At 49.1% G+C, this 24,399-nt stretch carries 16 protein-coding genes; 15 read left to right on the top strand and 1 reads right to left on the bottom strand.

Annotation, left to right across the window (positions count from 1 at the left end; all coding sequences use genetic code 11):
* The first annotated feature begins 1 nt into the window (after nucleotide 1).
* The 15 genes from J2Z65_RS10085 to J2Z65_RS10015 all read left to right on the top strand — a co-directional run bounded on the left by J2Z65_RS10085 (nucleotide 2) and on the right by J2Z65_RS10015 (nucleotide 21,679).
* Complete coding sequence (locus tag J2Z65_RS10085; protein WP_167065090.1) at nucleotides 2-889, top strand: ABC transporter ATP-binding protein; 888 nt, start codon at nucleotides 2-4, stop codon at nucleotides 887-889.
* 16 nt (nucleotides 890-905) lie between these two features.
* On the top strand, nucleotides 906-2,639 hold the full coding sequence (locus J2Z65_RS10080; protein WP_240159945.1) for a glycoside hydrolase family 127 protein: 1,734 nt from the start codon (nucleotides 906-908) through the stop codon (nucleotides 2,637-2,639).
* Nucleotides 2,640-2,652: 13 nt separating this feature from the next.
* A complete protein-coding gene (locus tag J2Z65_RS10075; RefSeq protein WP_167065087.1) occupies nucleotides 2,653-3,636 on the top strand; it encodes an aldose 1-epimerase in 984 nt (327 codons plus the stop codon).
* A gap of 13 nt (nucleotides 3,637-3,649) precedes the next feature.
* Entirely contained in the window at nucleotides 3,650-4,756 is a 1,107-nt protein-coding gene (locus J2Z65_RS10070; RefSeq protein ID WP_167065084.1) for a Gfo/Idh/MocA family protein, read from the top strand.
* Between the two features lie 26 nt (nucleotides 4,757-4,782).
* Nucleotides 4,783-5,685, top strand: a complete 903-nt coding sequence (locus tag J2Z65_RS10065) for a sugar phosphate isomerase/epimerase family protein (protein WP_167065081.1) — start codon at nucleotides 4,783-4,785, stop codon at nucleotides 5,683-5,685.
* Nucleotides 5,686-5,718: 33 nt separating this feature from the next.
* Nucleotides 5,719-6,813, top strand: coding sequence for a fatty acid desaturase family protein (locus tag J2Z65_RS10060; protein WP_167065078.1), 1,095 nt, complete (start codon nucleotides 5,719-5,721; stop codon nucleotides 6,811-6,813).
* The gene (locus J2Z65_RS10055; protein ID WP_167065075.1) at nucleotides 6,810-7,127 is read left to right on the top strand and encodes a MocE family 2Fe-2S type ferredoxin; all 318 of its coding nucleotides are present in this window, start codon (nucleotides 6,810-6,812) and stop codon (nucleotides 7,125-7,127) included. Before J2Z65_RS10060 ends, J2Z65_RS10055 begins: the two co-directional genes overlap by 4 nt.
* A 330-nt stretch (nucleotides 7,128-7,457) precedes the next feature.
* On the top strand, nucleotides 7,458-10,715 hold the full coding sequence (locus J2Z65_RS10050; protein ID WP_167065072.1) for an S-layer homology domain-containing protein: 3,258 nt from the start codon (nucleotides 7,458-7,460) through the stop codon (nucleotides 10,713-10,715).
* Nucleotides 10,716-10,871: 156 nt separating this feature from the next.
* A complete protein-coding gene (locus tag J2Z65_RS10045) occupies nucleotides 10,872-12,194 on the top strand; it encodes a Gfo/Idh/MocA family oxidoreductase (protein ID WP_167065069.1) in 1,323 nt (440 codons plus the stop codon).
* On the top strand, nucleotides 12,187-14,178 hold the full coding sequence (locus tag J2Z65_RS10040) for an alpha/beta hydrolase family protein (protein WP_167065066.1): 1,992 nt from the start codon (nucleotides 12,187-12,189) through the stop codon (nucleotides 14,176-14,178). The genes J2Z65_RS10045 and J2Z65_RS10040 overlap by 8 nt, the downstream gene beginning before the upstream one ends.
* A 13-nt stretch (nucleotides 14,179-14,191) precedes the next feature.
* A complete protein-coding gene (locus tag J2Z65_RS10035; RefSeq protein WP_167065063.1) occupies nucleotides 14,192-14,866 on the top strand; it encodes an aspartate/glutamate racemase family protein in 675 nt (224 codons plus the stop codon).
* Nucleotides 14,860-16,119 (top strand): ribulose-bisphosphate carboxylase large subunit family protein, encoded by a 1,260-nt coding sequence (locus J2Z65_RS10030; RefSeq protein ID WP_205301064.1) that lies wholly within the window; start codon nucleotides 14,860-14,862, stop codon nucleotides 16,117-16,119. Before J2Z65_RS10035 ends, J2Z65_RS10030 begins: the two co-directional genes overlap by 7 nt.
* A gap of 29 nt (nucleotides 16,120-16,148) precedes the next feature.
* A complete protein-coding gene (locus J2Z65_RS10025) occupies nucleotides 16,149-17,501 on the top strand; it encodes a four-carbon acid sugar kinase family protein (RefSeq protein WP_167065060.1) in 1,353 nt (450 codons plus the stop codon).
* A 25-nt stretch (nucleotides 17,502-17,526) separates the two neighbouring features.
* Nucleotides 17,527-19,470 (top strand): ABC transporter ATP-binding protein, encoded by a 1,944-nt coding sequence (locus J2Z65_RS10020; protein WP_240159944.1) that lies wholly within the window; start codon nucleotides 17,527-17,529, stop codon nucleotides 19,468-19,470.
* 49 nt (nucleotides 19,471-19,519) lie between these two features.
* Entirely contained in the window at nucleotides 19,520-21,679 is a 2,160-nt protein-coding gene (locus J2Z65_RS10015; protein ID WP_167065057.1) for a hypothetical protein, read from the top strand.
* A 97-nt stretch (nucleotides 21,680-21,776) separates the two neighbouring features.
* On the opposite strand, the gene J2Z65_RS10010 is transcribed toward J2Z65_RS10015, so the two are convergent.
* On the bottom strand, nucleotides 21,777-24,389 hold the full coding sequence (locus J2Z65_RS10010) for an Ig-like domain-containing protein (protein ID WP_167065054.1): 2,613 nt from the start codon (nucleotides 24,387-24,389) through the stop codon (nucleotides 21,777-21,779).
* Nucleotides 24,390-24,399 lie beyond the last annotated feature (10 nt).

Raw genomic sequence — 24,399 nt, 5'->3', positions numbered from 1 at the left:
CATGATACATTGCGATAATTTGGTGAAGATTTACAAAGTAGCCGATTTAGAAGTCGTTGCTTTACAGGGGTTGGACCTGCATGTGGAGCCAGGCGAACTGATGGCCATTATCGGAAACAGCGGCAGCGGCAAATCAACGCTTCTAAACATGCTTGGAGGACTTGACCGCCCTTCAGCGGGCCGATTGATGGTGGACGGTAAAGATCTACTGGGAATGCGGGAGAAAGATCTCGTGAAGTATAAACGCGAGTCAGTGGGCTTCGTCTGGCAGAACAATGCGCGTAACTTGATTCCGTATTTAACGGCGCAGGAAAATGTGGAACTGCCCATCCTGCTTCGAGGCAAACGCAAACGGGAACGAGCGATTGAATTGTTGGAAGCTGTCGGGCTTAGCCATCGAAGGAACAACAAGTTGAATCAGTTATCTGGGGGCGAGCAGCAGCGGGTGGCTATTGCCATAGCGCTGGCGAATCATCCGAAGCTGCTGCTGGCGGATGAACCGACCGGTTCGGTGGATACGAACATGGCGAACCAAATTCTAGACTTGTTCCGGCAGCTATGCAGGGATCTGGGTCTCACCATTGTTATTGTGACACACGATCCTGCGCTGGCCAAGAAGGTGGATCGTGTCGTTGCCATTCGAGACGGGAAAACATCGTCAGAAATTGTGAGACGCAAGTCGTACGAGCAAGAGCTTCTAGACCAGGAGCAGGGCATTGAAGATGTGCAAGAAGAAGAGTCTCACATCGAATATGCGGTGCTGGACCAAGCGGGACGTTTGCAAATTCCCGCAAGCTACTTAGAAACAATCGGAGCGAAAGAAATGAACAAAGTAAAGGTTACCGTGGAGGACGGCAAAATTGTGATCATGCCTCCTATTAAAGTATAGCGAAGGAGATAACTCGATGATTTCCCAGGAAATGAAACAAATTCCAGATACACTTCATCTTGAGGAACGGGCAGGGCACGTTCTTAGCGCGATTATCGGTATGGCAGATGAGGACTTCGGATATATTCCGTTTTTTGCAGCGAATTTAATGGAGAAACCAGCGTTTTTGACGCATGGAGATTGGGACTACGGCTCCAGCCACGGCCGCTTGGTGGATGCTCTGATTTTGGCGAGGCACATGACAGGAGACCAGCGGGGACGCGACATTGAGGAGCGTTATCGAGCTAATTTCTTGAGCTTTTTCAAGGATGACGGACTTAGTTACCGGCAATTAAATCCTAAGGCGCCTTGGGAGACCAATGCCAATTTAATCGACCAGCGTGCCGTCATCTTGGCATTAACTTCTTGGTACATGTCAACCGGCGATCGCAAGATCAAGCATGTTGCGGATAAACATGTGGCTGCGCTCAAACGAATCGCTGTGAAGGAGAAGGACGTTTGGTACTATCCGGCTTCCGAGTATACAACGAAAGGTTGGCCGTCCACGAACGCGGTCCAACTCCGGCTTGCCCCGGATCCTGCGGCATTTTGCGGACGGTTGGTGATGCCGCTTCTGAAATACTATGAGCTGACGGGGAATTCGGATGCGTTCGAGCTATGCCAGTTTTTCTCGGCGCTCATCGTTCATCGCAGCGGTGTCTTCCATCCTGACGGCAGCTTTAACGATGCGCTTGCCTTCCGCAGCGGACACTTTCATACCCGCATCGGCACGCTTGATGCGCTTGCACGTTTTGGCTGGCACACGCAGGACGCCTCTCTCATTCACTTCGTCAAGAAGAGCTACGATTGGGCGCTGACACGCTGCACGACGTTTGGCTGGACGCCGGGAGACATGCATGAACAAGCCTTCGAGCATGAGACGTGCTCGCTCGTTGATCTAATTTCCACTGGGATTACACTCGCTCGCAGCGGCTACGTTGAATACTGGGGTATTGTAGAGCGTTTCCTGCGTAATCATCTGACGGAATCCCAGCTCTTGAATCTAGATTGGGTCGAGGATGCTGCAGATAAGGCAAATGACGATATTGGCATGAAATCCTACTATAACGTGGCGGAGCGCGCACGAGGAGCTTTTGCCGGGTATTCCGCCCCCAATGATTTTTGCTGTAATGTGAGCGGAGGCAGAGGACATACTAGCGATTTGCAGACGTGCTGTATCGGTTCAGGAACAAGAGGGCTGTTTATGGGCTGGAGCAACACGATCACATCGCATAATGATACCGTCAGCGTGAATTTCCTCTTGAACCGCGGCTCGCGATGGCTTGATGTCAGCAGCTATCTGCCGCACGAAGGCCGGGTGGAGTTGGACATTCATCGCAGCGTGCCGAGACTGCAAGTACGCATTCCGGATTGGGCTGGCTATGCGAAGGTAGCCGTTCACCGGGAGCTGGGCAATGCGGTGCGAACACAGTCCGGCGGTGATCCGAGCATGTGGGTAAATCAGCGTTTTCTTATGTTGGGTCAAGTTCAAGAGGGAGAGAAGATTACAATCACGTTTCCGCTTAGCGAGCGCCAGACGGTGGAAAAGGCAGTTGGACAGGAATTTATTACGCGTTGGCGCGGTGATGATGTCATTCATTTAAGCCCGGCTGGGACACATCATCCGTTCTATAACAACCGGAAAATTTATGAGACGGCACCTCTGCGTCCTGGGCAGTATCGCAGGCTGGAAGAGGAACTGTATTGGTAAAAGGAGGGCGCATATGAGCAGATATTGGGCGGGCTCTGTGTTCCAAGAGGGATTCTCGGTCATCCAGTTAACCGATACGGAGAGCAGTTCCACGGCGGAACTGATTCCGGCCATCGGCAATAATCTCTTTCGATTCGAATGCGGCGGACATGAGATCATTCTACCGCCGGCTAGCTTAGATTCCTTACGGCGCGAACCGCTCGCCGCATTCCAATATGGCATACCCCTATTATTTCCGCCGAACAGGGTGCGTAACGGACGTTTTTCCTTCAGGGGACGTGAATACAAACTGCCTTTGAACGAGCCTCCTGACCATCACCTGCATGGAGAAATTTGTTCCAAAGCATGGGAGATTGCGGGTTATGGCGCGTCGCAGGAGGAAGGGGCCTGGGTAACAAGCCGCTTTCGGTATGCGGATCATCCGGAGATCATGGCGTATTTCCCCCATCTGTTGACCTTTGCGATGACGTACCGGCTGAAGGAGGGACGTCTTTATCTGGAAGGTATGATCGAAAATGAAGGCGTATATGAAGCGCCGTTTGCATTTGGGCTTCATCCTTACTTTCCACTGCCATTCGCGAGCGGGAAACAGATTGTCCTTCAGATCCCTGCGGCTGCGGAATGGCCCGTTACGAATCAAGCGTTCGTGACCGGGAGGCCGGAGGGATCTGCCTTCAGCCAAAGGCTGCGTGAAGGCGTCCCGATTGAGGACTATCCGGTTGCCGGCTGTTCTCTGCTATCCATGGACCAGGAGATGGATCGTACCTGCCGTATCCAAATGAAGGATCGAGGTTATACGATTGCCTATCAGTTGGATCACATCTTTCCTTTTCTTGTCTTGTTTCGCCCGGAATGGGCATCGGCTTATTCGCTAGAACCTTACACATATGTAACTGATGCATTCAATCTTCCTTACGAGCACGAACTTACAGGAGCCAGGGGGATACGGGCAGGTGAACAGATCCGATTCATGAACGGTTTGTGGATAGAAACATAAGGAGGGATAACGGATGGTTAAGATGGATTTGAACTTGAATATCGCGCCCGAAATGCCGGCACGCAAAGATTTTCGCATCGGCTGCATCGGTTCCGGGTTTATCATGCGGGACTGCCATCTTGTGGCATATCGGGATGCGGGCTTTAATCCGGTAGCCATTGCATCGCGGACTTACGAGAATGCCAAGGCGGTTGCCGAATTGCGAAGCATTCCAAATGTGTACAGGTCGTGGGAAGAGCTGGTCCAGTCTCCGGAAATCGAGATCTTGGACATCGCGTTTCCTCCGGACAGGCAGCTCGAAGTCGTTCGTCTTGCTGTGAAGATGAAGCATATCAAGGGCATTTTGTGCCAGAAGCCGCTTGCTATGAATTCACGCGATGCACGCCAAATTGTGGAGTTGTGCGAGAAAGCGGGGATCAAAATCGCCGTCAATTCCAATATGCGCTACGACCAATCGATGCGCGCTCTGAAGACGATTCTTGACCGCGGATATCTTGGGCGGCCTGTGCTGGCAACGATTGAAATGCGTGCGATTCCCCATTGGCAGGACTTCTTGCATAAGTATGAGCATCTTGAGATTTTGAATATGGGCATACATCATATTGATGTGTTCCGTTATTTGTTTGGCGATCCGGAGAAGATCACGGCTGTCACGAGGAGTGATCCCCGCACGAAATTCGCGCATATCGATGGAATTTCGCAATATACGTTTCAGTATGCGAACGAGTTGATGGCGACCAGTCTGGATGACGTCTGGGCATGGCCAGGAGAAGGGACAGAGAAGGACATTTTTATCAAATGGCGGGTTGAAGGACTGGAAGGCATGGCTCAGGGGACGATCGGTTGGCCGGTTTATCCGGAGAGATCGCCAAGTACGTTGGAATTTACGACTAGGCAAGCACCGAATGAGTGGTTTCGCCCGAAGTGGGATGAAGTCTGGTTTCCGGATGCTTTCCAAGGGACGATGGCGCAGCTGCTGCGCGCAGTAGAGACAGACAGCGAGCCGGAAATTGGCGGCCGGGACAACTTGAAATCTATGGCGGCGGTAGATGCCTGCTACAAGTCCATTGCCGAAGGCAGGACGGTTAAGATCTCCGAAGTAACAAACTCATTTGAATAAACCTATTCTCAAGGAGGAATTCACGTATGATCTCAGTCGGTATTTTTAACGGGTACTATCCTTATTCTCTAGAAGAATCCATTTCCCGCATGAAAAGGGACGGATTTTCCTGCGTTCAACTGGATCTGTCTTTCAAAGGAATGGACCTTGCGTTCGAGTCGCTTACTACGGAGAAATGCCACACCATTCGCGATGCCTTCCGTGAAGCCAATTTGCCGATCGTCTGCATATCCGGCTATACGAATATCATTCATCCGGACCCTAAGAAGCGAGAACAGAATTTATTTGGTTTGCAAACCTTGCTGAAGTTCGCCCGCGATTTGGGAAGCCCGTACGTCATCAGTGAGACGGGGACTTTCAATACGGAAAGCGATTGGGTATGGGATTCGAAGAATGGCACGGAAGAAGCATACGAGATGACATGCAGGCAAATTGAAGAACTTGCCAAATTCGCTTATGACCATGGATCAGTATTCCTGGTGGAAAATTACGTAAATAACGTGATTGGCTCAGTCGACGCGCTGGCCCGCTTATTTTCCGATGTGAATCATCCGGGGCTCGGGCTGTTGATGGATCCGACCAACTACTTCACGGACAGCAACATCGGCCATGTCGACGAAACGCTGAACCGCATTTTCAACACACTCGGCGACAAAATTAAAATTGCGCATGCCAAAGACTGCAAGCCTGCTGAGGATATGTCAGAGAAGCATGCTGAAATCGACGCGGTCGAATCGCACACTTTTCGTGGAGCTGGCGCTGTGGAGCTTCCAGCTCCAGGCCTCGGGATCCTGAACTATGAGTTATATTTGCAAAAGCTGTCCAAGCTGCATCCGAATATCCCGATAATTATCGAGCACCTGGATGAGCAGGATATCCCGCGAGCGAAAAAATTCCTTGACGACAAGCTGAAGAAAATCGGCGTTTAATGGTATAGGTTAATGGACGAGGAGGTGCTTGGCATGACAGCCAAAATGAAGAAAAGGGACTATAGCATTACAGGCGCTGAGAATAAACGGGCAGTTGAGCTCGGGCTGGCGGAAGCCGAGTGGTACACATGCCCAATTCCCCGTCAGCGGATGAAAGAATTGATGAAACGGAAAGACGGTCCAGCCATTCGTGACACGATCATCTGGTTTGGCGGTCTTCTCGTATTGGGGTATCTTGCCTACCTCTCTTGGGGAAGCTGGTGGGCAATTCCTGCCTTTTTGGCGTATGGCATTCTCTACGCGACGCCGGGCGATTCCAGATGGCACGAGTGCGGGCACGGTACGGCTTTCAAAACTCCTTGGATGAACGAGGTCGTCTATCAAATTGCCTCATTCCTAGTCCTGCGGTCCGCTACTCCGTGGCGTTGGAGTCATGCCCGTCATCACACGGATACGATCATTGTAGGGCGAGATCCCGAAATTATCACAGAAAGGCCTCCTATTTGGAAAATCCTCATTATGCAAATTTTTCATTTGTATGGCGGGCCGATTGAAATTAAACGTTTCCTTCTGCATACGTTCGGCAAGCTGGACACCCAGGAGAATGAGTATATTCCCTCATCGCAGCACCGAAAAACGTTTCGGGAAGCGCGGATTTACATGATCATTATCCTTGCAGTTCTTGCGGCTTGCCTATATACAGGAAGCTTATTACCTGCGATGTTCGTGTTCTTACCCTCTTTTTACGGCGGCATCGTTGTGCTCCTGTTCGGTATTACGCAGCATCTGGGTCTCTACGAAGATGTGCTCGACCACCGGTTGAACACTCGAACGGTTTATATGAATCCGATTTTTCGGTTTCTTTATTGGAATATGAACTATCACACGGAGCATCATATGTTTCCGATGGTTCCCTACCACGCGCTGCCAAAGCTGCATGAAGAGATGAAAGCCGATTGTCCGGCAGCGAGACCGAGTTTATGGGCAGCACTGAAAGAGGTCATCGGCGCTCTAAGGAAGCAAAAGCTAGACCCTGCATACGTGGTAGTAAAACCATTGCCTAAAACGGCACGCCCCTATATGTACGGGCCAGCGCACGAATTAAAAGAGAGGAGCGAGTTGGGATGAGTCTCGGAGAATGGATCGAAGCTTGCCGTGCAGATGAGGTGGAAGTCGAAGATGTGATCCGGTTTGATCACGGTGACTGGACTTTTGCGATCTATCGCACGGAGAATGGCGACTACTACGCATCGGACGGATTCTGCACCCATGGGAGGTTTCATTTATCGGGCGGTCTAGTCATGGGCAATCAGATCGAATGCCCTAAGCATAATGGCCGTTTCGACATACCCACTGGTGTTGCGAAGCGTGTGCCTGCCTGTGTGGATTTAAAGACGTATCCGTTAAAAATAGAAGCAGGCAAAGTATTTATTCAGCTTTGAGAGAGGGAGACTCTGTATGAAATACACAACGTTTAGAAAATTGGGGGATACCGTTTCCCGGCTCGGCATCCGTGGGCAGATCAAGACGAAGTGTCCCCGAATTCGCGATGGAAGCCATATGAGCGGTATAGAAGCCCAGCAACGATGAATAAAACAACCTATAAACATGCACAAAAGAGCCTATAAAATGTTTGCTTTTTTGTAATAAAGTTAGTCTATGCAAAAAAATGATTGATGGAGAGCGGGGCTGATCGGGTTGGAGAAATAGAAGCATTCGCTTAAAATGTAAGCGTTTTATCGTAATTGATATCCTTTAGGGAGGTGCATGAAATGAGGAAGGAAATTGCATTAATTTTATCATTTATGCTGTTGTGTTACTGTTTAACCCCATTTGTTTATGCGGAAGAAGACGTTTCACAAACGACGCAAACGACATCGGCGACGCCTTCGACGAAACCAGTTGCGAAGCCTTCAGCGAAACCGGTTGCGAAGCCTGCGGCTTCCTCGACAGTAACTGCTGACACATATTTGGCTGATCAACTCAGCGATTTAAAGGGCCTTTCCAAGGACGATAAGAAGAAAATTAATCAAATGCTAAAAATGGGCGTTATTGAGAATGGGACGGCTGGCACTTTCGGTGTGAACGAAGTCATCACACGCGCTCAATTGGCGAAACCTGCAGTACTAGTGTTGGGATTAACGCTTGCTCCGACAGTAAAGTACTCGACCTTTGTCGATGTCAAACAAGATGATCCTTCCATGCCGTATATTGAAGCGTTAAAGGCAGCCTCACTCGCCTACGACGCCGTTGACAACAAGTATGATCCAGACGGAGGCGTTACCCGCCAAGAACTAGCCATGCTGCTGATTAAAGGGCTTGGTTTGGATGAGAAGGCAAAAGCAACAGCACCCACAAAGGATGAGACGGTAGACGATACATATAAAAGTTACGTGGCTTATGCCCTTCAGCAAAAGCTTATGACCAATCTGACCGGTGGGAAATTTGGCGGTAAAAATGCAGTGACTAGAAAAGTGCTGGCACTGACTGCTTATGAAGCATGGAGGCTGCATACATCAACGGCTAAGCCTGCCAAAGCATCCATCGCTGAACTGAAAGTGATCGGCAAGAACAAATTATCGGTGAGGCTGAATCGCGACGTCGACTCCAATAAAGCTGTTTTGAATATTACAAAAGCAAGTTTCCTCGATTCCGATAACAAGCCTGTTAAATTTGAGCCCATCACGACGTGGTCTGACGATGAGACGACCGCTACGCTCGAAATGGGTGATAATTTTGAGTTTAGTCAATACCAGGTCATCCTAAGTGGTGTGGATGTTGCTGACGGAACGATGGCTTTTATGCCTGAGAATGAACGTGCTGCGAAAATTGAATTCGCTGGCGGTGACAAACTCCCTTGGTCCAAGGCGGTTATCGAATACAAGGCCGTTAACCAATATGGCGAGCCTATGAAATTATCAGCAGGTAATATGAGCATTTATGTAAGCTCGCTAAAACGTGTGACATCGACCATTCTGGCCGACAGTAATGCAATTGTTCTCGATTTAACCGAATTAACACCCGAGAGTACGTTTACAGTCAATTTGCTTGAGAGAAGCGGTTACATCAATGTCAGCAAAACGTTTACAGTTGGCGATTTGCCGCAGGTGAAGAAAGTCGACTTGGGAGATGCGAAAAGCAATATCAAGCTTCCAGTCGGACAGCTGGTGTTCCAAGCTGGAGGAAGAGCATACCTCAGCTTCAAAGCATATGACCAGTATGGTACTCGAATTGTAGATCCTAAAATTTTGAACATGGGCATATTCAAGAACTATACCGGGGCATGGGGGAATGTATTTAAAACAGATGTACCCAACGATTTCGTTGATTTTGACAACGATGGCTATCCGGAATTACAATTGGTGGCTTATCCGGATTTAGACAGCAACAAGGACGTAACCGTGAATTTAATGTTTAACGACGAACAGGTGTCTCAGACAATCACAGTAGCTGCTCCTAAATCGGCCTATACTGTCGTCATCGGGCCGGTAACAATTGCGCTAACTGAAGGTGATCTCAATAAAGAGATTGGTTTGAAAGTTATCGATTCGGCGAATCAGGAATTGACTTCAACGGAGATAGCGGCCCTTGAAACGGCAGGGAAAATTTCCGTATTTGCTACAGGAGGTCTTGTGCTGGAAGCAGATCCTGCGACTCGTAAAGACCCGAAAACCGGTATAGAGCGACCGGTCAAAATCAATCTTAACGGAGCCATTCGCATTAAACAGGTTACTGCCCCAGGGCCAGCGACCATTAATGTGCGAGTGAACGGTCTAAATCAAACAGTGACCTATCCATTAATGGTCGACTCGGCTCGCAAACCAAATTCGATTAAGTTGGATGAGGGTAATTCCGCGAGAAACATATTGCTGATCAACACCCTTGAAAAGGCAAAGACCAGTGGCGTATTCAAAATCTATGATCAATTCGACGAGGCGTATTTTACAAAAAGAAGCGATTACAAGGTTGAGATGAAACTTGAAAAGCTCAGCGGCGTTACAGGAGCTGTCTACACGACAGGTGCCGTGACGCTCAACGATGCGAATCCTGTCTTATTGAGAGAAATTACAGATATCGTTACGAATAAAGGCGAGGGTCAATCGATTACTTTTAAAACGGATCCCACAAAAAAGGGCAGCTACAAATTGACCGCAACGCTAGTTCACTTAGATGCGAACGGACAAATCCAAGAAAGACTGAGCACCGATTCGCTTGTCGTTGACGTTGATGACGTGAATAGTCCGTATCTGACATACTCCTTAAACTTAGGCTCAAGCAGCGACCTCTTAGCTGTCGGAAGAATATTGTACGATGCCGGAAAGATCAACAGTGTTACGAACGCGACTTACTTGTTCAATAACTATTCGCAGTTAGCGAGAGAAGTTACTATTTTAACGAAAGATTCCGGTGGACTTGAAACAGGACTTACCGTTAAGGTCAGAGCGATTACTTCCGATAATCCGAAGGCAATGGCTTACAGTAACGGAAAAATCATCGGTCTCGACAGTGGAAAGTTCAATCTTACCGTCTTCTTCGATACTCCGAACGGAGTGAAGTCGCTCACACAAAGTTTGGGATCCGGTATTGATTCCATGGCTCCAACGGGTCTAAAAGTATCGGGCTCTCCGAAAACGGTTACCGGCGGTTTGAAAATGAATTTAAACGGTCTTTACCTATGGGATGGTACACTAATGGGTCAATTGCAAGCTACGACGAATTACGGTTCTTTCACAAATTTTTGTAAGGACAGTAAAAATAACGTAACATCTTGTGCTAGCGCTACTTCAATCCAGGATCAAATTATGCCTGCCAATGATTTTATCGGGTTGCAGGCGTTTATCGGCGACATTGTTTATACAGAGCTCGATGCTTCCAAACAAGACTCGATCTCTGTCAATCCGAATTTTACGTTAGCCTATACACGCAATCCAAAGAGCAGCGATCCTACACAGAATAATATTCAACAATTCAACATTTATGTTGTCGGAGGAACTTCGTTGGCGAAGTACACAATTATTCTGAATCCTTAGAAAACATTTCCTCATCCCTGTCGGTTATCCGGCAGGGTGTTTTTTTTGCCCATCCATGCCCAGACAGGATTGACCTATAATGACAGTCGTTTTCACTAATGGTTTGCGATGCGCTACTTTGTATACTTATCAGTAGAAGCGAGGAGGGAGAACAACGTGGCGAAAAAAAGATACGTCATTTGCGGCGTCAGCACTAGGGCGAACGGCATGTTTATTCGTCCTATGCTGGAAACTTTCCAGCAGCATTGCGAAATTGTCGGATTGCTTGATGCGGACCCTGGCCGCTTTACGAATTGTTTTAAGAAATTCCCGGCGCTGACCGGAACTCCTGTGTATGCTCCGGCTCAATTCGAGCAGATGATTCAGGAAACGAAACCGGACGCTGTCATCGTCGCAGGCGTAGATTATACCCATGCCGACTATATAGTAGGGGGCTTACAGCATCATCTTGACGTCATCTCGGAGAAACCGATGGTGACAAGCGGGGCGGATTGCAAACGCGTTCTGGATGCGCAGAGCAACAGCAGAGGCAAGCTGCATGTCACCTTCAATTACCGGTATTCACCGATTCATACCAAAATTAAGGAACTGATTCTGGAAGGCAGGATTGGCCGGGTAACTTCCGTTGATTTGAATTGGTACCTCGATACTTATCATGGAGCAAGCTATTTTAAAAGGTGGAACCGCAAACGCAACAACTCCGGCGGACTATCTGTGCACAAAAGCACACATCACTTTGATCTTGTGAATTGGTGGATCGGACAAAAACCGTTGGAAGCGTTCGCATACGGTGCGCTTCACTATTTTGGTCCTGACGGAGAGTTTAATCCCGTGAGGGAGGATGGCAGACATTGCGGCACATGCCAAGTCAAACCATCTTGCACGTATTTTATGCGATGGTCATCAAGGAGCAAAGAGATTGTGCCGCCTGACGATCACGTTACAGCGCTGGAGATGAAGCCGGCCAGTTTCACGGGATATCGTCCTGATGGGTGCATTTTCGATTCCGAAATCGATATCGAGGATACGTATGCAGCGGTTGTAAAGTATGACAAAGGTGCGATGCTAAGCTACTCCGTCAATTTCTCGCTGCCATACGAAGGCTACCGGCTAGCCATTAACGGAACAAAAGGCAGGATTGAAACGAAGGAGATTATGTCCGGGCGAGCTTCTTTCCATGTTCCTGAGCAAACGATCGATTACTTCCCGTTGTTTGGCGGCAAAGAAACGATCCATGTCGTACCTCGTTCCGGAGGGCATGGAGGGGGCGATCCGCTCATTTTGGAAGACTTGTTTCTAGGTCCTGATCCGCTTCGTCCTTACGAAATCATGGCTGGTGCTGAAGCCGGCGCTTTGGCGGTGCTTACTGGGGAAGCCGTATGGAAATCGGCGCATGCGAATCTACCTATACGTTTATCTGATCTGCTGGTCGAGCCTGACCTTGCAGAAGTGTTGAAAGGGGGACCTCATCATGTTTGATAAATTCGAAAATGTGCAAATTGCCCATTTTGATGTAAAAAGCCAGCTGCCAAGATGGATCTACGAATCCGCCATGCGTGCGGCTGAGAAGGGTGAACAGGCAAGAGCTTCTATTGAAAATAAAGATGATCTTGTGCGGAGGCAGAAGAAGATCCGTGAGGAAATCAGCAACTGCCTCGGCGGTATGCCGGATTTGGATACTCCGCTGAATCCGCAAATAACCGGCAAAGTTTCGGGCCATGGTTTTCAGGTAGAAAAAGTAATTTTTGAATCCAGACCGCTCGTGTATGCCACGGCGAACCTTTATCTGCCTGATGGGTTAACGGAACCCCGTGGCGCTGTACTGCTGCTGTGCGGACACCGCGAGCAGGCGAAGCATTGCGACGAATATCAGACTGTTTGCCACTATCTGGTACATGCCGGTCTCATTGTTATGTCGCTTGATCCGTTAGGTCAAGGAGAGCGGTTTGGCTTCTACGACCCGCAAACAGGGCAAGCTCCGATGACGAGTGTGACGGAGCATGAGAATGTCGGCCGGCAATGTTTGCCGCTTGGCGACAGTTTCGCGCGTTATATGCTGCACGATACCGTTCGAGCCATCGATTATTTATGCACGAGGCCGGAAGTTGATCCCAAACGGATCGGGGTTACAGGCCATTCCGGCGGCGGCACGCAAACATCACTGCTTATGATGTATGACGAGCGTATCGCTGCTGCCGCACCAGGCGGATTCATCATGAACAGGCCGTACTTCCTTTTAACCGGCAAAGCGCAGGATGCCGAACAAAAATGGCCAGGTTTCTCAGCGTTAGGCTTCGATCATGAAGACATTGTACTCGCGATGGCGCCTCGACCGGTACGAGTGCTCGCTACAACCTATGATTCCGTGCCGATCGAGGCGCCACGCCATACCGTAGCCGTTAACCGTAGATTTTGGGAGATGTACGGCAAAGGGGATCTGCTGGATATTTTCGAGGATGAAAATGCCCACCGCTTTTCGATTCCGCTAGCCCGTGCGGCAGCCGAGTTCTTCTCTGAACATCTGCTGGGCCGTAAGGTTACCCCGCCTGATGAAATCATTCAACTGCTGCCTGCGGAGCAGCTTCGGTGCACGCAGAGCGGACAGGTGATTGGCGAATGTCCGAATGCTCGAAGCATACACACGGAAACGGTGGAACGTCTTGCTGAGTTTGAAAAAGCTCGCTTAGCGCTGCCGGAGGATAAGCGCAAACGTCAAGCGCTGTCGTGGCTGCGTAATGCCGTATACTTCAACCGCAAGCCATGCGATCTGAACCCGCGTCTTTCCGGAGGCGGAGAGGTGGAGAATCTGTGGGCGCTGAGGACTGTATGGTGGAGCCAGAAAGGCTTGCTCAATAACGCGCTGCAATTTTTTCCAGCGGAACTGGTGGGCCGCAGGCTACCAGTAACGATTGCGATCTGGGACGGAGGCACGAAACAAATCGGCGCGCATGCCAAATGGATTGAAGAAACCTGCGCTTCCGGACGGATAGCCATGGTTCTGAACCCGCTGGGCATCGGTTCGCTTTTGCCATACTTGAATTCTCCTGAGGAAAGGCCTTTTAAACGCTTCGGCATGATGGATCGTTATACCGATGAGTTAATGTGGCTTGGCGACAGTATGGCAGCCGTACGAACATACGATGTATTGCGTGCGGTAGAATTGGCAACAACGTTGAGAAATATCGATTCGGAAAATATCGAGCTTTACGGCAGCGGCAAGTATGCATTATACGCAGAGTTAGCGGCGCTGCTCGATCCCCGCATCCTGAGCGTTCGTCTGGATAACCGCATGAACAGTCTGGCTGAGTGGATTAGGGCACCATTTTATGATGAGAATGATTCATTAAGTTATATATTGCCAGGAATGCTCCGCTATTTCGATATTCCTGATGCGGACAATTGGCTCGCGCAAGACGGCCGATTAGGCAATGCTTTACCGCTTATGAATCATTCTGCAAGTTAAAGGGGGAGAAGACATGGTTACAGTTGTTGCTGTTTACACCGGACAGGGTCTCTCGGAACGGATCGGACCGCTGTTTCGGGAGGAACTGCCTGGCTGCCGTCTCGTCAATATTATCGACGACAGTTTAATTGCCGATGTGATTCAAGCGGGTGAAGTGACGACAGCGGTCATTCGCCGCTTGGTACAGTATTATAGACACGCGGAAGATATCGGGGCCGATCTCATTCTCAATACTTGCTCATCCGTAGGTGAAGTTGCAGACCGTGTGCGGCCTTTATTCAATATTCCGATTGTTAAAATCGACGATGATATGGCTCGTCAGGCCACGATGAATTTTAATCATATCGGCGTGCTGGCAACGCTGCCGACTACGCTCGAGCCGACGAGGCAGCTGCTGCAAAGAGAGGCTGTGCTTCAAAACAGGAAAGTGCATGTGGTTGACGCCTTGGCGGAAGGGGCCTATCAAGCTTTAGTCTCTGGCCAACCAGAAGAGCACGACCGGCTTATATTTGAAGCGGCAAAGTCTGTAGCGAGCAAGGCGGATGTACTCGTATTGGCGCAAGGCTCAATGGCGAGAATGGAGAAAGCATTAAGCCAGGAGACGGGACTTCCTGTGTATGCCAGCCCGCGACTTGGTCTAATGGCTGTCCGTGCCGAATTGGAAAGACAGGGGAAATATCCATGTTAATGAATGACACTATTATTGCCACGTATTGGCTGGAAACCGCTTTGCCGCTCGAGCAGGCTTGTGAAATTATCGTGAGCGAGCAATCCACCGGGACGTTTCTCCCGCTGCCAAACGAATCCGACAGCTTGAAAGAGCGGCATCGCGCCCGGATTTTATCGCTGAAAGAGTTGGATATATCGCCATTCCCTTCGCTCCCGGGGGCTAAGGTGCCTTCGGGCAGCAAGGGCGAATTCCGACGAGGCATTGTGAAGATTGCATTCCCGTATACCAACATCGGACCTTCGATTCCGAATGTGCTGGCGACAGTTGCGGGCAATCTCTATGAGCTAGAAGAGTTATCGGGACTTCGGCTACTTGATCTCGAACTGCCCCAGCAGTTCCAGGAGCGTTATGAGGGTCCGCGGTACGGCATCTCCGGCACACGAGAGCTGACCGGCGTTCATGGCCGGCCCATCATCGGCACGATTATCAAGCCAAACATCGGATTGACGACTGAACAGCTGCGGCTAATCGTACGCGAACTCGCTTTATCCGGCATTGATTTTATTAAAGACGACGAGGTACACGCGAACCCACCGTATGCTCCGATTGCCGAACGCGTAAAGGTTGTCATGGAAGAAATTGAAAGAGCAGCGGACCAAACGGGCAAAAAAACCATGTACGCCTTTAATATTACCGATGATATCGATCCGATGATGCGCCATCTCGAAACGGTTGTGAAATCCGGTGGTAACTGCGTTATGGTCAGTATGAACAGCATCGGGTTTGCGGGTCTCGCGCACCTGAGAAAGCATGCCCCCGTTTGTATTCACGGTCACCGGAACCAATGGGGCATGTTGTCGCGCTACCCGTATCTCGGCATGTCCTTTGCCGCTTACCAGAAATTGTGCCGTCTGGCTGGAGTAGATCATCTGCATGTCAACGGGCTCAACAACAAGTTCTATGAAGGCAATGCATCCGTCATTGATAGCGTGCGCGATTGTTTAACGCCAATGTTCGATCCATCCGATACGGTTCTTCCCGTATTGTCATCGAAACAGTGGGCGGGAGCGGCGCCCGAAACGTTCAGAACGCTTGGTTCTGTCGATCTGATGAATATCGCCGGCGGCGGCATACACGGACATCCGGGCGGAGCGGGCGCAGGGTTTCGCAGTCTTGTGCAGGGTTGGGAAGCGGCGCTTGCCGGAATTCCTTTGGCCGATTACGCCGAGCAACATCCTGAATTAAAGATGGCTTTAGCCGCTTTCGGCTAAAGCGAGTGGAAGGCGGGGGACGATAGCGAATGCGGATCTGTTATTACGGGGATGATTTCACGGGTTCCACGGACGTGTTAGAGGCGCTAACGATCGGCGGTCTTCGCGTCATTTTGTTTATGGATATCCCGAGTTTGGCATTATGGGAAGAGCAATTTAGCCATTATGACGGCTTCGGGGTGGCTGGAGTTAGCCGGACGATGAATCCGGAGGAAATGGAGCAGACGCTTCGTCCGGCACTTACTGCTTTAAAGGCATTTCAGGCGCCAATCATACACTACAAAATTTGTTCCACATTCGATTCATCTCCCGTAACGGGCAGTATCGGAAAAGTTATCGATCTTGGACGTGAGGTGTTTCCGGAACAAAGGTTTACTCCCCTGTTGGCAGGCTCGCCTGTATTAAATCGGTATACAATTTTTGGTAACCATTTTACAAGTCAGGGTACACATATTTTGCGTCTGGATCGGCATCCGAATATGATACAGCACCCGGTTACGCCGATGAATGAAGCGGATCTTCGGGTTCATTTGGCTGAGCAGACGTCCTGTTCGATCGCTCTTTTGAATGTACTCGACTTGGAATTGAAGGGATCGATGTTGAAAGATCGCTTAAATGAAAGGCTTCATGCTGCCCCTGATATCTTGTTATTTGATGTACTGACGGAAGAACACCTTGCCAAAATCGGTGGCTTGCTTGCGGAGGAAAACGATAAATCGCCGTTTTTCGTGGTTGGTTCCTCAGGGGTGGAGTACGCGTTAGTCTCCTACTTGCGACAGCACGGTATGCTGCCAATGTCGTCCGAATCCATGGTGGCAAATGCCACAGATCGGCTCCTGGTCGTGTCAGGCAGTTGTTCCCCTGCGACTTGTGCACAAATCGAATGGGCATTGGCGCACGGATATGCGGGTATTCGAGTGCCAGCGCCTCTTTTTTTCGAGGAAGATGCGGCAAAGAAGATGTCTAATCTGTTGAGTGAGGCTGAGAGGTTCTTACGGGATGGCAAGAACGTTATTCTGTACACCGCGCTAGGACCGAATGACAGCTCTATTGAAGAAACGCAAAATCTGTTGAGAATGAGCGGTAAGAGCTTGGCTGCAAGCGGAGAGCGAATTGGCGGGCTATTGGGTGATATGGCGAGAGAACTTGTTCAGTCTCTAGGACTCAAAAGAGTTGTCTTTGCCGGAGGGGATACTTCAGGCTTTGCGGTAAAGCGGATGAACATGTATGCCCTAGAAATGATTGCACCTATTGTTTCCGGAGGACCGTTATGTCGGGCCTATTCGCATGATGAACGGATAGACGGCTTGGAAGTTGTATTAAAAGGCGGGCAAGTTGGACCGCCGGACTTTTTCGGACGGGTGCAAAGGGGTCAATCGTGACATCTGGACAGTTGGATGACATCCAATGATGGAAAGAAGGTTTGATATGCAGAAGGATATAAGATCGAATCTTATACGGCGTTATTTTAAATTTTTAAAGCCGTACCGGTACATGATCGTCACCATTGTTGGGCTTGGCATTTTGCAATTTGCCGTTCCCATGACAGTACCTTGGATGACCAAAGTATTGATTGACGAAGTACTTCCTCTAAAAACCAGTTCGTGGACGTTGTCTAAGGTGATTGGCGTTCTGGGAGGGGTATACGTTTTCGGAACTGCGGTAAATTATGTGCGTCAATGGGTTATGGCCAAAATGGGAAATTCGATGGTGATTGATATCCGATTTCAGCTGTATGAACATATGCAAAAGCTGTCTCAACGGTTTTATGACAGCCGTCAGGTCGGGAGCATCGTTTCGAGAATTTTGAACGATGTGAATGGCGCGCAAAATTTGGTCGGGGCCGGAGTCATTAATCTGGCGATTGATTTCTTTCTTGTGCTGTTCGCCGGGTTTATGCTGTTTCATATGGAATGGGAGCTGGCATTGTTGTCTTTATGGCTGCTTCCCGTCTATTATTTAACGTTTACGAACATAAACGTGCATATTCGCTATGCTTGGCGTTCTGTTCATCGGCAGATGGAGCGCATGACCGGTGTGCTTGTCGAGCGTATTGCCGGTATGAAAGTGGTGCAGGCATTTAATCGGGAGCGCATGGAGTTGAACCGGTTCAAGAAGCAAGCTTCAGCTCATTATACGTATGCGATGACTGCGCAATTTCTATCGAACACGCTGGGCCGAATCAGTCAAACGTTTCAAGATTTTGGCGGACTGATCATTTGGTTCGTTGGAGGTACGATGGTCATCCGGGGCAGGATGTCGGTAGGCGAGTTGATTGCATTCCAAGCGTATTTAGGCCAAATGTACGGCCCTATTCAGCGTTTTTCCGATGTCAACGTTACAATTCAAAACTCGCTAGCTAACGTGGAAAGAATTTTTGAAGTGTTCGATATCGAACCTGAAATCCAGAATAAAGACAATCCCATACCGCTCAAAACGTGTAAAGGTGACATACAATTCGACCAAGTCGGGTTCGATTATGTCATTGAAAGACCAGAAAAGCAGCAGGTTGAAGCGGATCAGAAGGATAAAGATCTGGTCGAACGCCAAAAACCTGCCAAACGATTTTATTGGATTCCACCGAAAATGAGACCGGAACCACCTCCTATGATCTTGGAGACTAGGGCAGCTCTTAAAGGAATCAGCTTCAAAGCCAACAGCGGTGATGTTATAGCGCTTGTCGGTCCTAGTGGCGCAGGAAAGTCCACGATTATTAATTTGCTGCTTCGTTTCTATGATCCGGATGAAGGAGCCGTTATGTTAGACGGGGTTGATTTGCGAAATTATGATTTACATGACCTGCGAAGCCACATGGCGCTTGTACTGCAGGATAATATTCTGTTCTCAGGAACCGTGTTTGAGAATATCGCTTACGGCAATCCCCAAGCTACACGGGAACAAATCCTTGCTGCAGCCCAAGCGGCGAATGCTCATGATTTCATAGAAGAGTGGGATCTTGGTTATGAGACTATGATCGGTGAACGCGGTGTACGGCTTTCGGGAGGACAAAAACAACGGATTGCTATTGCGCGAGCACTGCTCAAAAGTCCGCGCATATTAATTCTAGATGAAGCTACATCAGCCTTAGATGCAGAATCCGAACACTTGGTGACAGAAGCGCTGGAGCGGTTGATGCAAGGACGTACGACGTTCGTTATTGCGCATCGACTGGCTACGGTTGTCCGAGCCGATCAGATTCTTGTCATCGATCGAGGTCGAATTGCGGAGCGCGGCAAACATCAAGTGTTGCTCGCACAAAACGGGTTATATCGTGAATTGTACGAAAAGCAGCTAAAGGCCATGCGGCCGGAAGAGCTGGTCGGTTTAGAACCGTTAAGACACCAAGCTTAATGTGGTTTTGGTTTTAACATAACGACTTCTGTCGGAAAGGAAACTACCAATGGCTAAAATTTGCAAACGTTTCCCAATCCTTATGTCCGTTGCTATCGTTATCCTAATCAGCTCGCTCATGCCCATTTCTGTTTTCGCAGACGGGAGCAAGGTCGAGACAGCCACGGCGTTCGAGCGTATCCAGCTTGGCGACAACAGCTATGCTGAGATTAAGCGGTTAGGATTTCTTTCAGATCTTAATGGCAATATCGTTACGTTCAGCTTGAACATCTCCAACAATGGTACAGAGAGCTTATCCCTCTTTGATTACTGGGTACGTTTGCTTGGCAAGAACGGTGACCCGCACACGGCCAAAATGATGCCGCAGGACAAAGAAAGAACGAAAATTGCTGCGGGTTCCTCGCAAGAATTTTCCTATTACGCCATACTGGATGAAGCAACGTCCTTGCACGACTTAAAGTTTAGTTTTGGGAAGTGGGATTTCTCTGTCGATCCGTTTGAGCGTAAGCTCGGCGAAATTCCAGTTCCTGATGATTTTACACAAGTGACACCAGCAGGGCATTCACAAGAGGTTAAAATGTCAGGAACAGTCATGGACCTGGCGCTCTCCTCTTTTAGACTCGGCCATAATGAAAAAAACAGCTTGCCTAACGTCACATTACAATTGAGAAATTCGGGGAAAAACAGCATAACCGTACCGGATTACCAGTTCACTGTTCGCACCCCGGAAGGTTACAGGTATCCTCTTCTGGCAAAAGAGTTAACAGACACTGTCATCCATTCTCAGGAGACAAAGGAGGTTAATCTTACGGGAACCGTTCCCGCATCGGTCTCAACCGAAGACTGGCAGCTCGTTATTACACAGTACTTGCCAGATTTGAAGTTGAACGTGCCGATTGCCGACTTGGAGATACCGAAGGAAACGGAGTCAGGTGTGAAGGGCACCGGCGAGGAAGTGGCTTTTACGGACGAGAATGGCATGTATACGGCTAGGATGAGCGGCATGTATCGGCTGCCATGGGAAGACGAAGACATTTTGACCGCTGACTTATCGCTGATGAATAAAGGCTCTGATTCACTGCCAATTCCAGATATGACCGGATACTTCATGTTAGACGGAAAGGTGAAGGTAAAGGCGAAGGTCATCATCCCGGCCAAAGTGCTGGGACTTCCGGAAGGCAGTTCTGTCGGTTTGCAAATGGCGGCTAAAGTTCCGTATACGTACCAATTCACGAATCTAAAGCTTGTACTCCAGGAAGTAACGTCCGATGGTAAAACAGAAGATGTGTTGGACTTCGAGTCTCAGGCTGATATGTTGAATGTGCCCGTGGACTCTTCTTCATCTTCGCTCGAGCTGACGGATCCTGGGTATCATACCAAATTCTCGATTCAAGACGTCAAGACCTATCAAGGTCAAACGTCTAAGCAGTTTACGGTGCAGGTGCTCGCCCAGAATATGGAGAAGCGATTTATGAACCAGGCGAAACTGGTTGCCAACCTTCGCTCTGCAAACGGTACCGTGTACCCGGCAAACGTGTTGGATGTCAAGGAGAAGGTGGGTCCTGAAGGTAAAGCCTTAATTATTGTCTCCAGCATGCTGCCCAAAGGTGTCGATACAAGTGGTATGAATATACTGCTCGGTGAGGCTGTTGCAAAAGAGGGCAAGATTATTTCAGCGGAAGCTTCGGACGAAGAGGACGATTCGGAGGATACCTCTACTGATGCAGACCTGTATGTGAAGCCATTCGCATTCTGGCTGCCGGAAGAAAAGAACGAGGTGAAGACACCTCTGAAGGGCATATCGCTTGCGCCGTATACAATATCCATCGACCATTTCGGTACCGCACTGGATAATAAGGAACTATCGCTGAAGTTTAACTATGAGATTGTTAAAGATATGAGCACGAGTGTAAACACCGAAGGACGTAAAATTGTTTTTCAGATCAATGACTCGAATGGTTTGAGGACATTTGAATGGTCAGCTGATTTGAGCAGTTTCGAACCCCAATCGAATGAAACGCCAGAGACGCCGCAATCGAAGCTGAAAGTCGGAATGCATAAGGATTTCAAAATTAGCTTGGATAATGGGGATTTACTCTACAAGCTGTCATTTCTTAAATCGTATGATTTCAACATTTATGAGGAGTTTCAAGGTCATCGGCGCTTGGTAGGGACGATGAAGAATGACTGGTTTGCGAATTCAGATTAGTGTGGGATAAAGGCCGCCCGAGCACTCCCGCCGAGCCTGCATCCCGGCAAAATCAAACAAAACCCCTGAGGCGCCGCCTCAGGGGTTACTTGCTGCCTCAAGGCAGCTCAACAACATTGGAGATCACATTCTTGCTGTCAAGCTGATCCCAAACAAATGCTTTCAGCTTATAGGAAGCTGAGTCTTGGGGCAGCTGGAAGTTGGCGGTCAGCTCACGCGTCCCTTGACCTTCAACCAGATCGCTGGAATACGAGTAGTTCACGATATGATTGCTCGCATCATACAGCGCGATGACCAGTATCCCGTTTTTATCAAGCTGGGATTGATTCGTAAATTGCACGCTGACCGAAGTGTCGCCCTCATCATCGTTTACTTTCAAATCTCCGACAGAGAAGACATTGCCGGTGATGTTATTTGTTCGCAGCTTCGTGTTCTCAAATACGGAAGAGTTGTAGTAATCAAAATTGTTTGTACTCTTCGTTGCATCTACGGCCATCCCAATGTAAGCGTGACTCGGCAAATCGAGTGCGGTTGCTCCGACCAGCTCCCAGTTGGAACCGCCGTCAATGGAAATTAATCCTTTCACTTCATTCCCATACCTGGTGATTTTCAGCAATGCCGGCAATTCAACATTTGGCTTTGCAGTGGATACAACCAAATCTCCCCGGGCAGATCTGCTCATGAAATGGATGCGCACCCCATAGTATTCTTCCTTCTTCACGGTAATCATAGCAAAAGGTGAATCCGTAGTAAGATCCTGGCGAATCATGAGGCCAGATTTTACGCCATTATCGTACTCGGAAGGATTCTGGAAATTGATCGTTGAGATCAGCTCCATATCTCCCGCAACATCCTGGTACGTGTATTGAAATGCATCCGCAGATTTGATGCCGTCATCGGTTGCACCAATTTCACCGGATCCTTTTACGGTAAATGAGCTCCCTGTCCCGGACGCGCTTGCCGTTCCAGGTAGTTTCACGGTTCCGATATCTTTCGATGACCATGGATCGATAGGGGTTGTTCCGTTTACATGGATAACAACCATGCTCGAGAGCGTTTGAGTACCTGTGTTGTCAGTTGCTTTTGCATACAAATAATGAGTTCCTTCGGGAGCATTTGTCCATGTGTACGTATAGGGTGCAGATGTAATCGTTCCTAATGGGTTCAACTTCATCGCTTTCGTATCATAGTAGGAGAATTCAACCTTAGAGACAGCGCCGTCACTGTCAGCTGCCTGTGCCTCGATGATAATATCATGATTCGCTTGCAGCATCGCATTGGCAGAGGGGCTCGTGATCGCCACAGATGGATTGATAGATCCGATGCCGACAAGCGAGTTCATATATTTCTCGAGCTGCGTATATCCGTCACCGCTGTCCGCCTTACCATCGGAGGCGTTATTGGCATCAAGACCATGCGTCTCCTCCCAACTGTTAGGAAGTCCATCGTGGTCGCTGTCATAATCGGCCGGGAAAGTCGACTCAGCCAACACGGGAAAACCACCGTCTCCATCCGGCGTATTCGCGAATTTGCCCAATCCGTTTCTTACATCGTTTACGATACGAGCATCAAGAGAGTCTCTTTTTGGTAAAATGGCTCCGGCATGATCAAGAACTTTGCCGTATGCGTCAGTAGCTGAGTCTGTCGTAACGGAAGTATCGACAATGGTGCCATCGGTATTTTTGTAAGTAATGGGAACGGGATTCTCCAGCCGGTTGACGGTTCCTAAGCCATATTCCGGCTGAACGCCGCCGGCCCAGTTGTTCGCGCTGATATCCGGGTACCCGTCCACGTAGTTGCCTTGCACATAGTAGTTGCCTGGCTGCTCGGACCAAGGATTGAAAATTCTGTTCTTCACGTCGTCAAAAGTAGCAGGTCCCGATTTATAGTAGTTATTTACGACATTGACGCCTGTGGCATTTTCACCGCCATATCCGCTGTTGGCTCCCCAGTTGTATAAGACGTTGTTTCTCAAGTCGAACAGCAGGGGGGAGTCTTTTTCAAGTCTAAAATCACGGTCTAAACGGGGATTCCTGCTGTTGTTGCTCGCAATCAAATTGTGGTGGAACGTCATATTGGTGCCGCCCCAAATGCCGCCGTACCCATGCGCACCTTTATCATGGATCGACATATTTAATGAATCGCTGATGATTGACCATTGAACCGTGATGCTGCTCTTATCTTTGGTTGAGAGAACTTCATCGGTGCTCCAGCTGAAAGAGCAGTGATCGATCATCATTTTCGGAGCATTGGGCGAAAAGGTATCGTCCAGCTCGGCGAAGCCTCCGCGGAAGCGAATGTAACGGATGATAATATTGGATCCGCCTAAAGAGACCGAATAATTTCCGATCGCAATGCCGTCGCCAGGCGCAGTTTGCCCGGCAATCGTCAGATTGTAAACGTTCGTTTTAATTTTCTCCTTCAAATGAATCGTCCCGGAAACGCGAAAAACGATAACCGTCGATTTCGAATTGCTATTTGCGACTTTGGCTAGCCCATAACGCAGCGTTCCGGGAATAGGCGTTTCTGAGGCGGCGTAATCTTCAAGACTCGTTACCTCGTAAACCTCTCCACCCCGTCCCCCTGTAATATACATGGCGGCGCCTTCCGCACCCGGAAAGGCAGGAGTGAGTTCAGTCGCTGCAGCAAGCGAAGGGACTAAACCTGCCACAATAAACAGGAATAAAAACAGTGATATTGTTTTTTTCATTGTTGCCTCC

The sequence above is a fragment of the Paenibacillus aceris genome (assembly GCF_017874035.1).
Taxonomy (GTDB): domain Bacteria; phylum Bacillota; class Bacilli; order Paenibacillales; family NBRC-103111; genus Paenibacillus_E; species Paenibacillus_E aceris.
This window is presented reverse-complemented; position numbering and strand designations above follow the sequence as displayed.

What these genes read in the sequence shown, in the direction of transcription:
- J2Z65_RS10085 (WP_167065090.1), top strand. Translation starts at nt 2, where the DNA reads ATGATACATTGCGATAATTTGGTGAAGATTTACAAAGTAGCCGATTTA.
- J2Z65_RS10080 (WP_240159945.1), top strand. Translation starts at nt 906, where the DNA reads ATGATTTCCCAGGAAATGAAACAAATTCCAGATACACTTCATCTTGAG.
- J2Z65_RS10075 (WP_167065087.1), top strand. Translation starts at nt 2,653, where the DNA reads ATGAGCAGATATTGGGCGGGCTCTGTGTTCCAAGAGGGATTCTCGGTC.
- J2Z65_RS10070 (WP_167065084.1), top strand. Translation starts at nt 3,650, where the DNA reads ATGGTTAAGATGGATTTGAACTTGAATATCGCGCCCGAAATGCCGGCA.
- J2Z65_RS10065 (WP_167065081.1), top strand. Translation starts at nt 4,783, where the DNA reads ATGATCTCAGTCGGTATTTTTAACGGGTACTATCCTTATTCTCTAGAA.
- J2Z65_RS10060 (WP_167065078.1), top strand. Translation starts at nt 5,719, where the DNA reads ATGACAGCCAAAATGAAGAAAAGGGACTATAGCATTACAGGCGCTGAG.
- J2Z65_RS10055 (WP_167065075.1), top strand. Translation starts at nt 6,810, where the DNA reads ATGAGTCTCGGAGAATGGATCGAAGCTTGCCGTGCAGATGAGGTGGAA.
- J2Z65_RS10050 (WP_167065072.1), top strand. Translation starts at nt 7,458, where the DNA reads ATGAGGAAGGAAATTGCATTAATTTTATCATTTATGCTGTTGTGTTAC.
- J2Z65_RS10040 (WP_167065066.1), top strand. Translation starts at nt 12,187, where the DNA reads ATGTTTGATAAATTCGAAAATGTGCAAATTGCCCATTTTGATGTAAAA.
- J2Z65_RS10035 (WP_167065063.1), top strand. Translation starts at nt 14,192, where the DNA reads ATGGTTACAGTTGTTGCTGTTTACACCGGACAGGGTCTCTCGGAACGG.
- J2Z65_RS10030 (WP_205301064.1), top strand. Translation starts at nt 14,860, where the DNA reads ATGTTAATGAATGACACTATTATTGCCACGTATTGGCTGGAAACCGCT.
- J2Z65_RS10025 (WP_167065060.1), top strand. Translation starts at nt 16,149, where the DNA reads ATGCGGATCTGTTATTACGGGGATGATTTCACGGGTTCCACGGACGTG.
- J2Z65_RS10020 (WP_240159944.1), top strand. Translation starts at nt 17,527, where the DNA reads ATGATGGAAAGAAGGTTTGATATGCAGAAGGATATAAGATCGAATCTT.
- J2Z65_RS10015 (WP_167065057.1), top strand. Translation starts at nt 19,520, where the DNA reads ATGGCTAAAATTTGCAAACGTTTCCCAATCCTTATGTCCGTTGCTATC.
- J2Z65_RS10010 (WP_167065054.1), bottom strand. Translation starts at nt 24,389, where the DNA reads ATGAAAAAAACAATATCACTGTTTTTATTCCTGTTTATTGTGGCAGGT.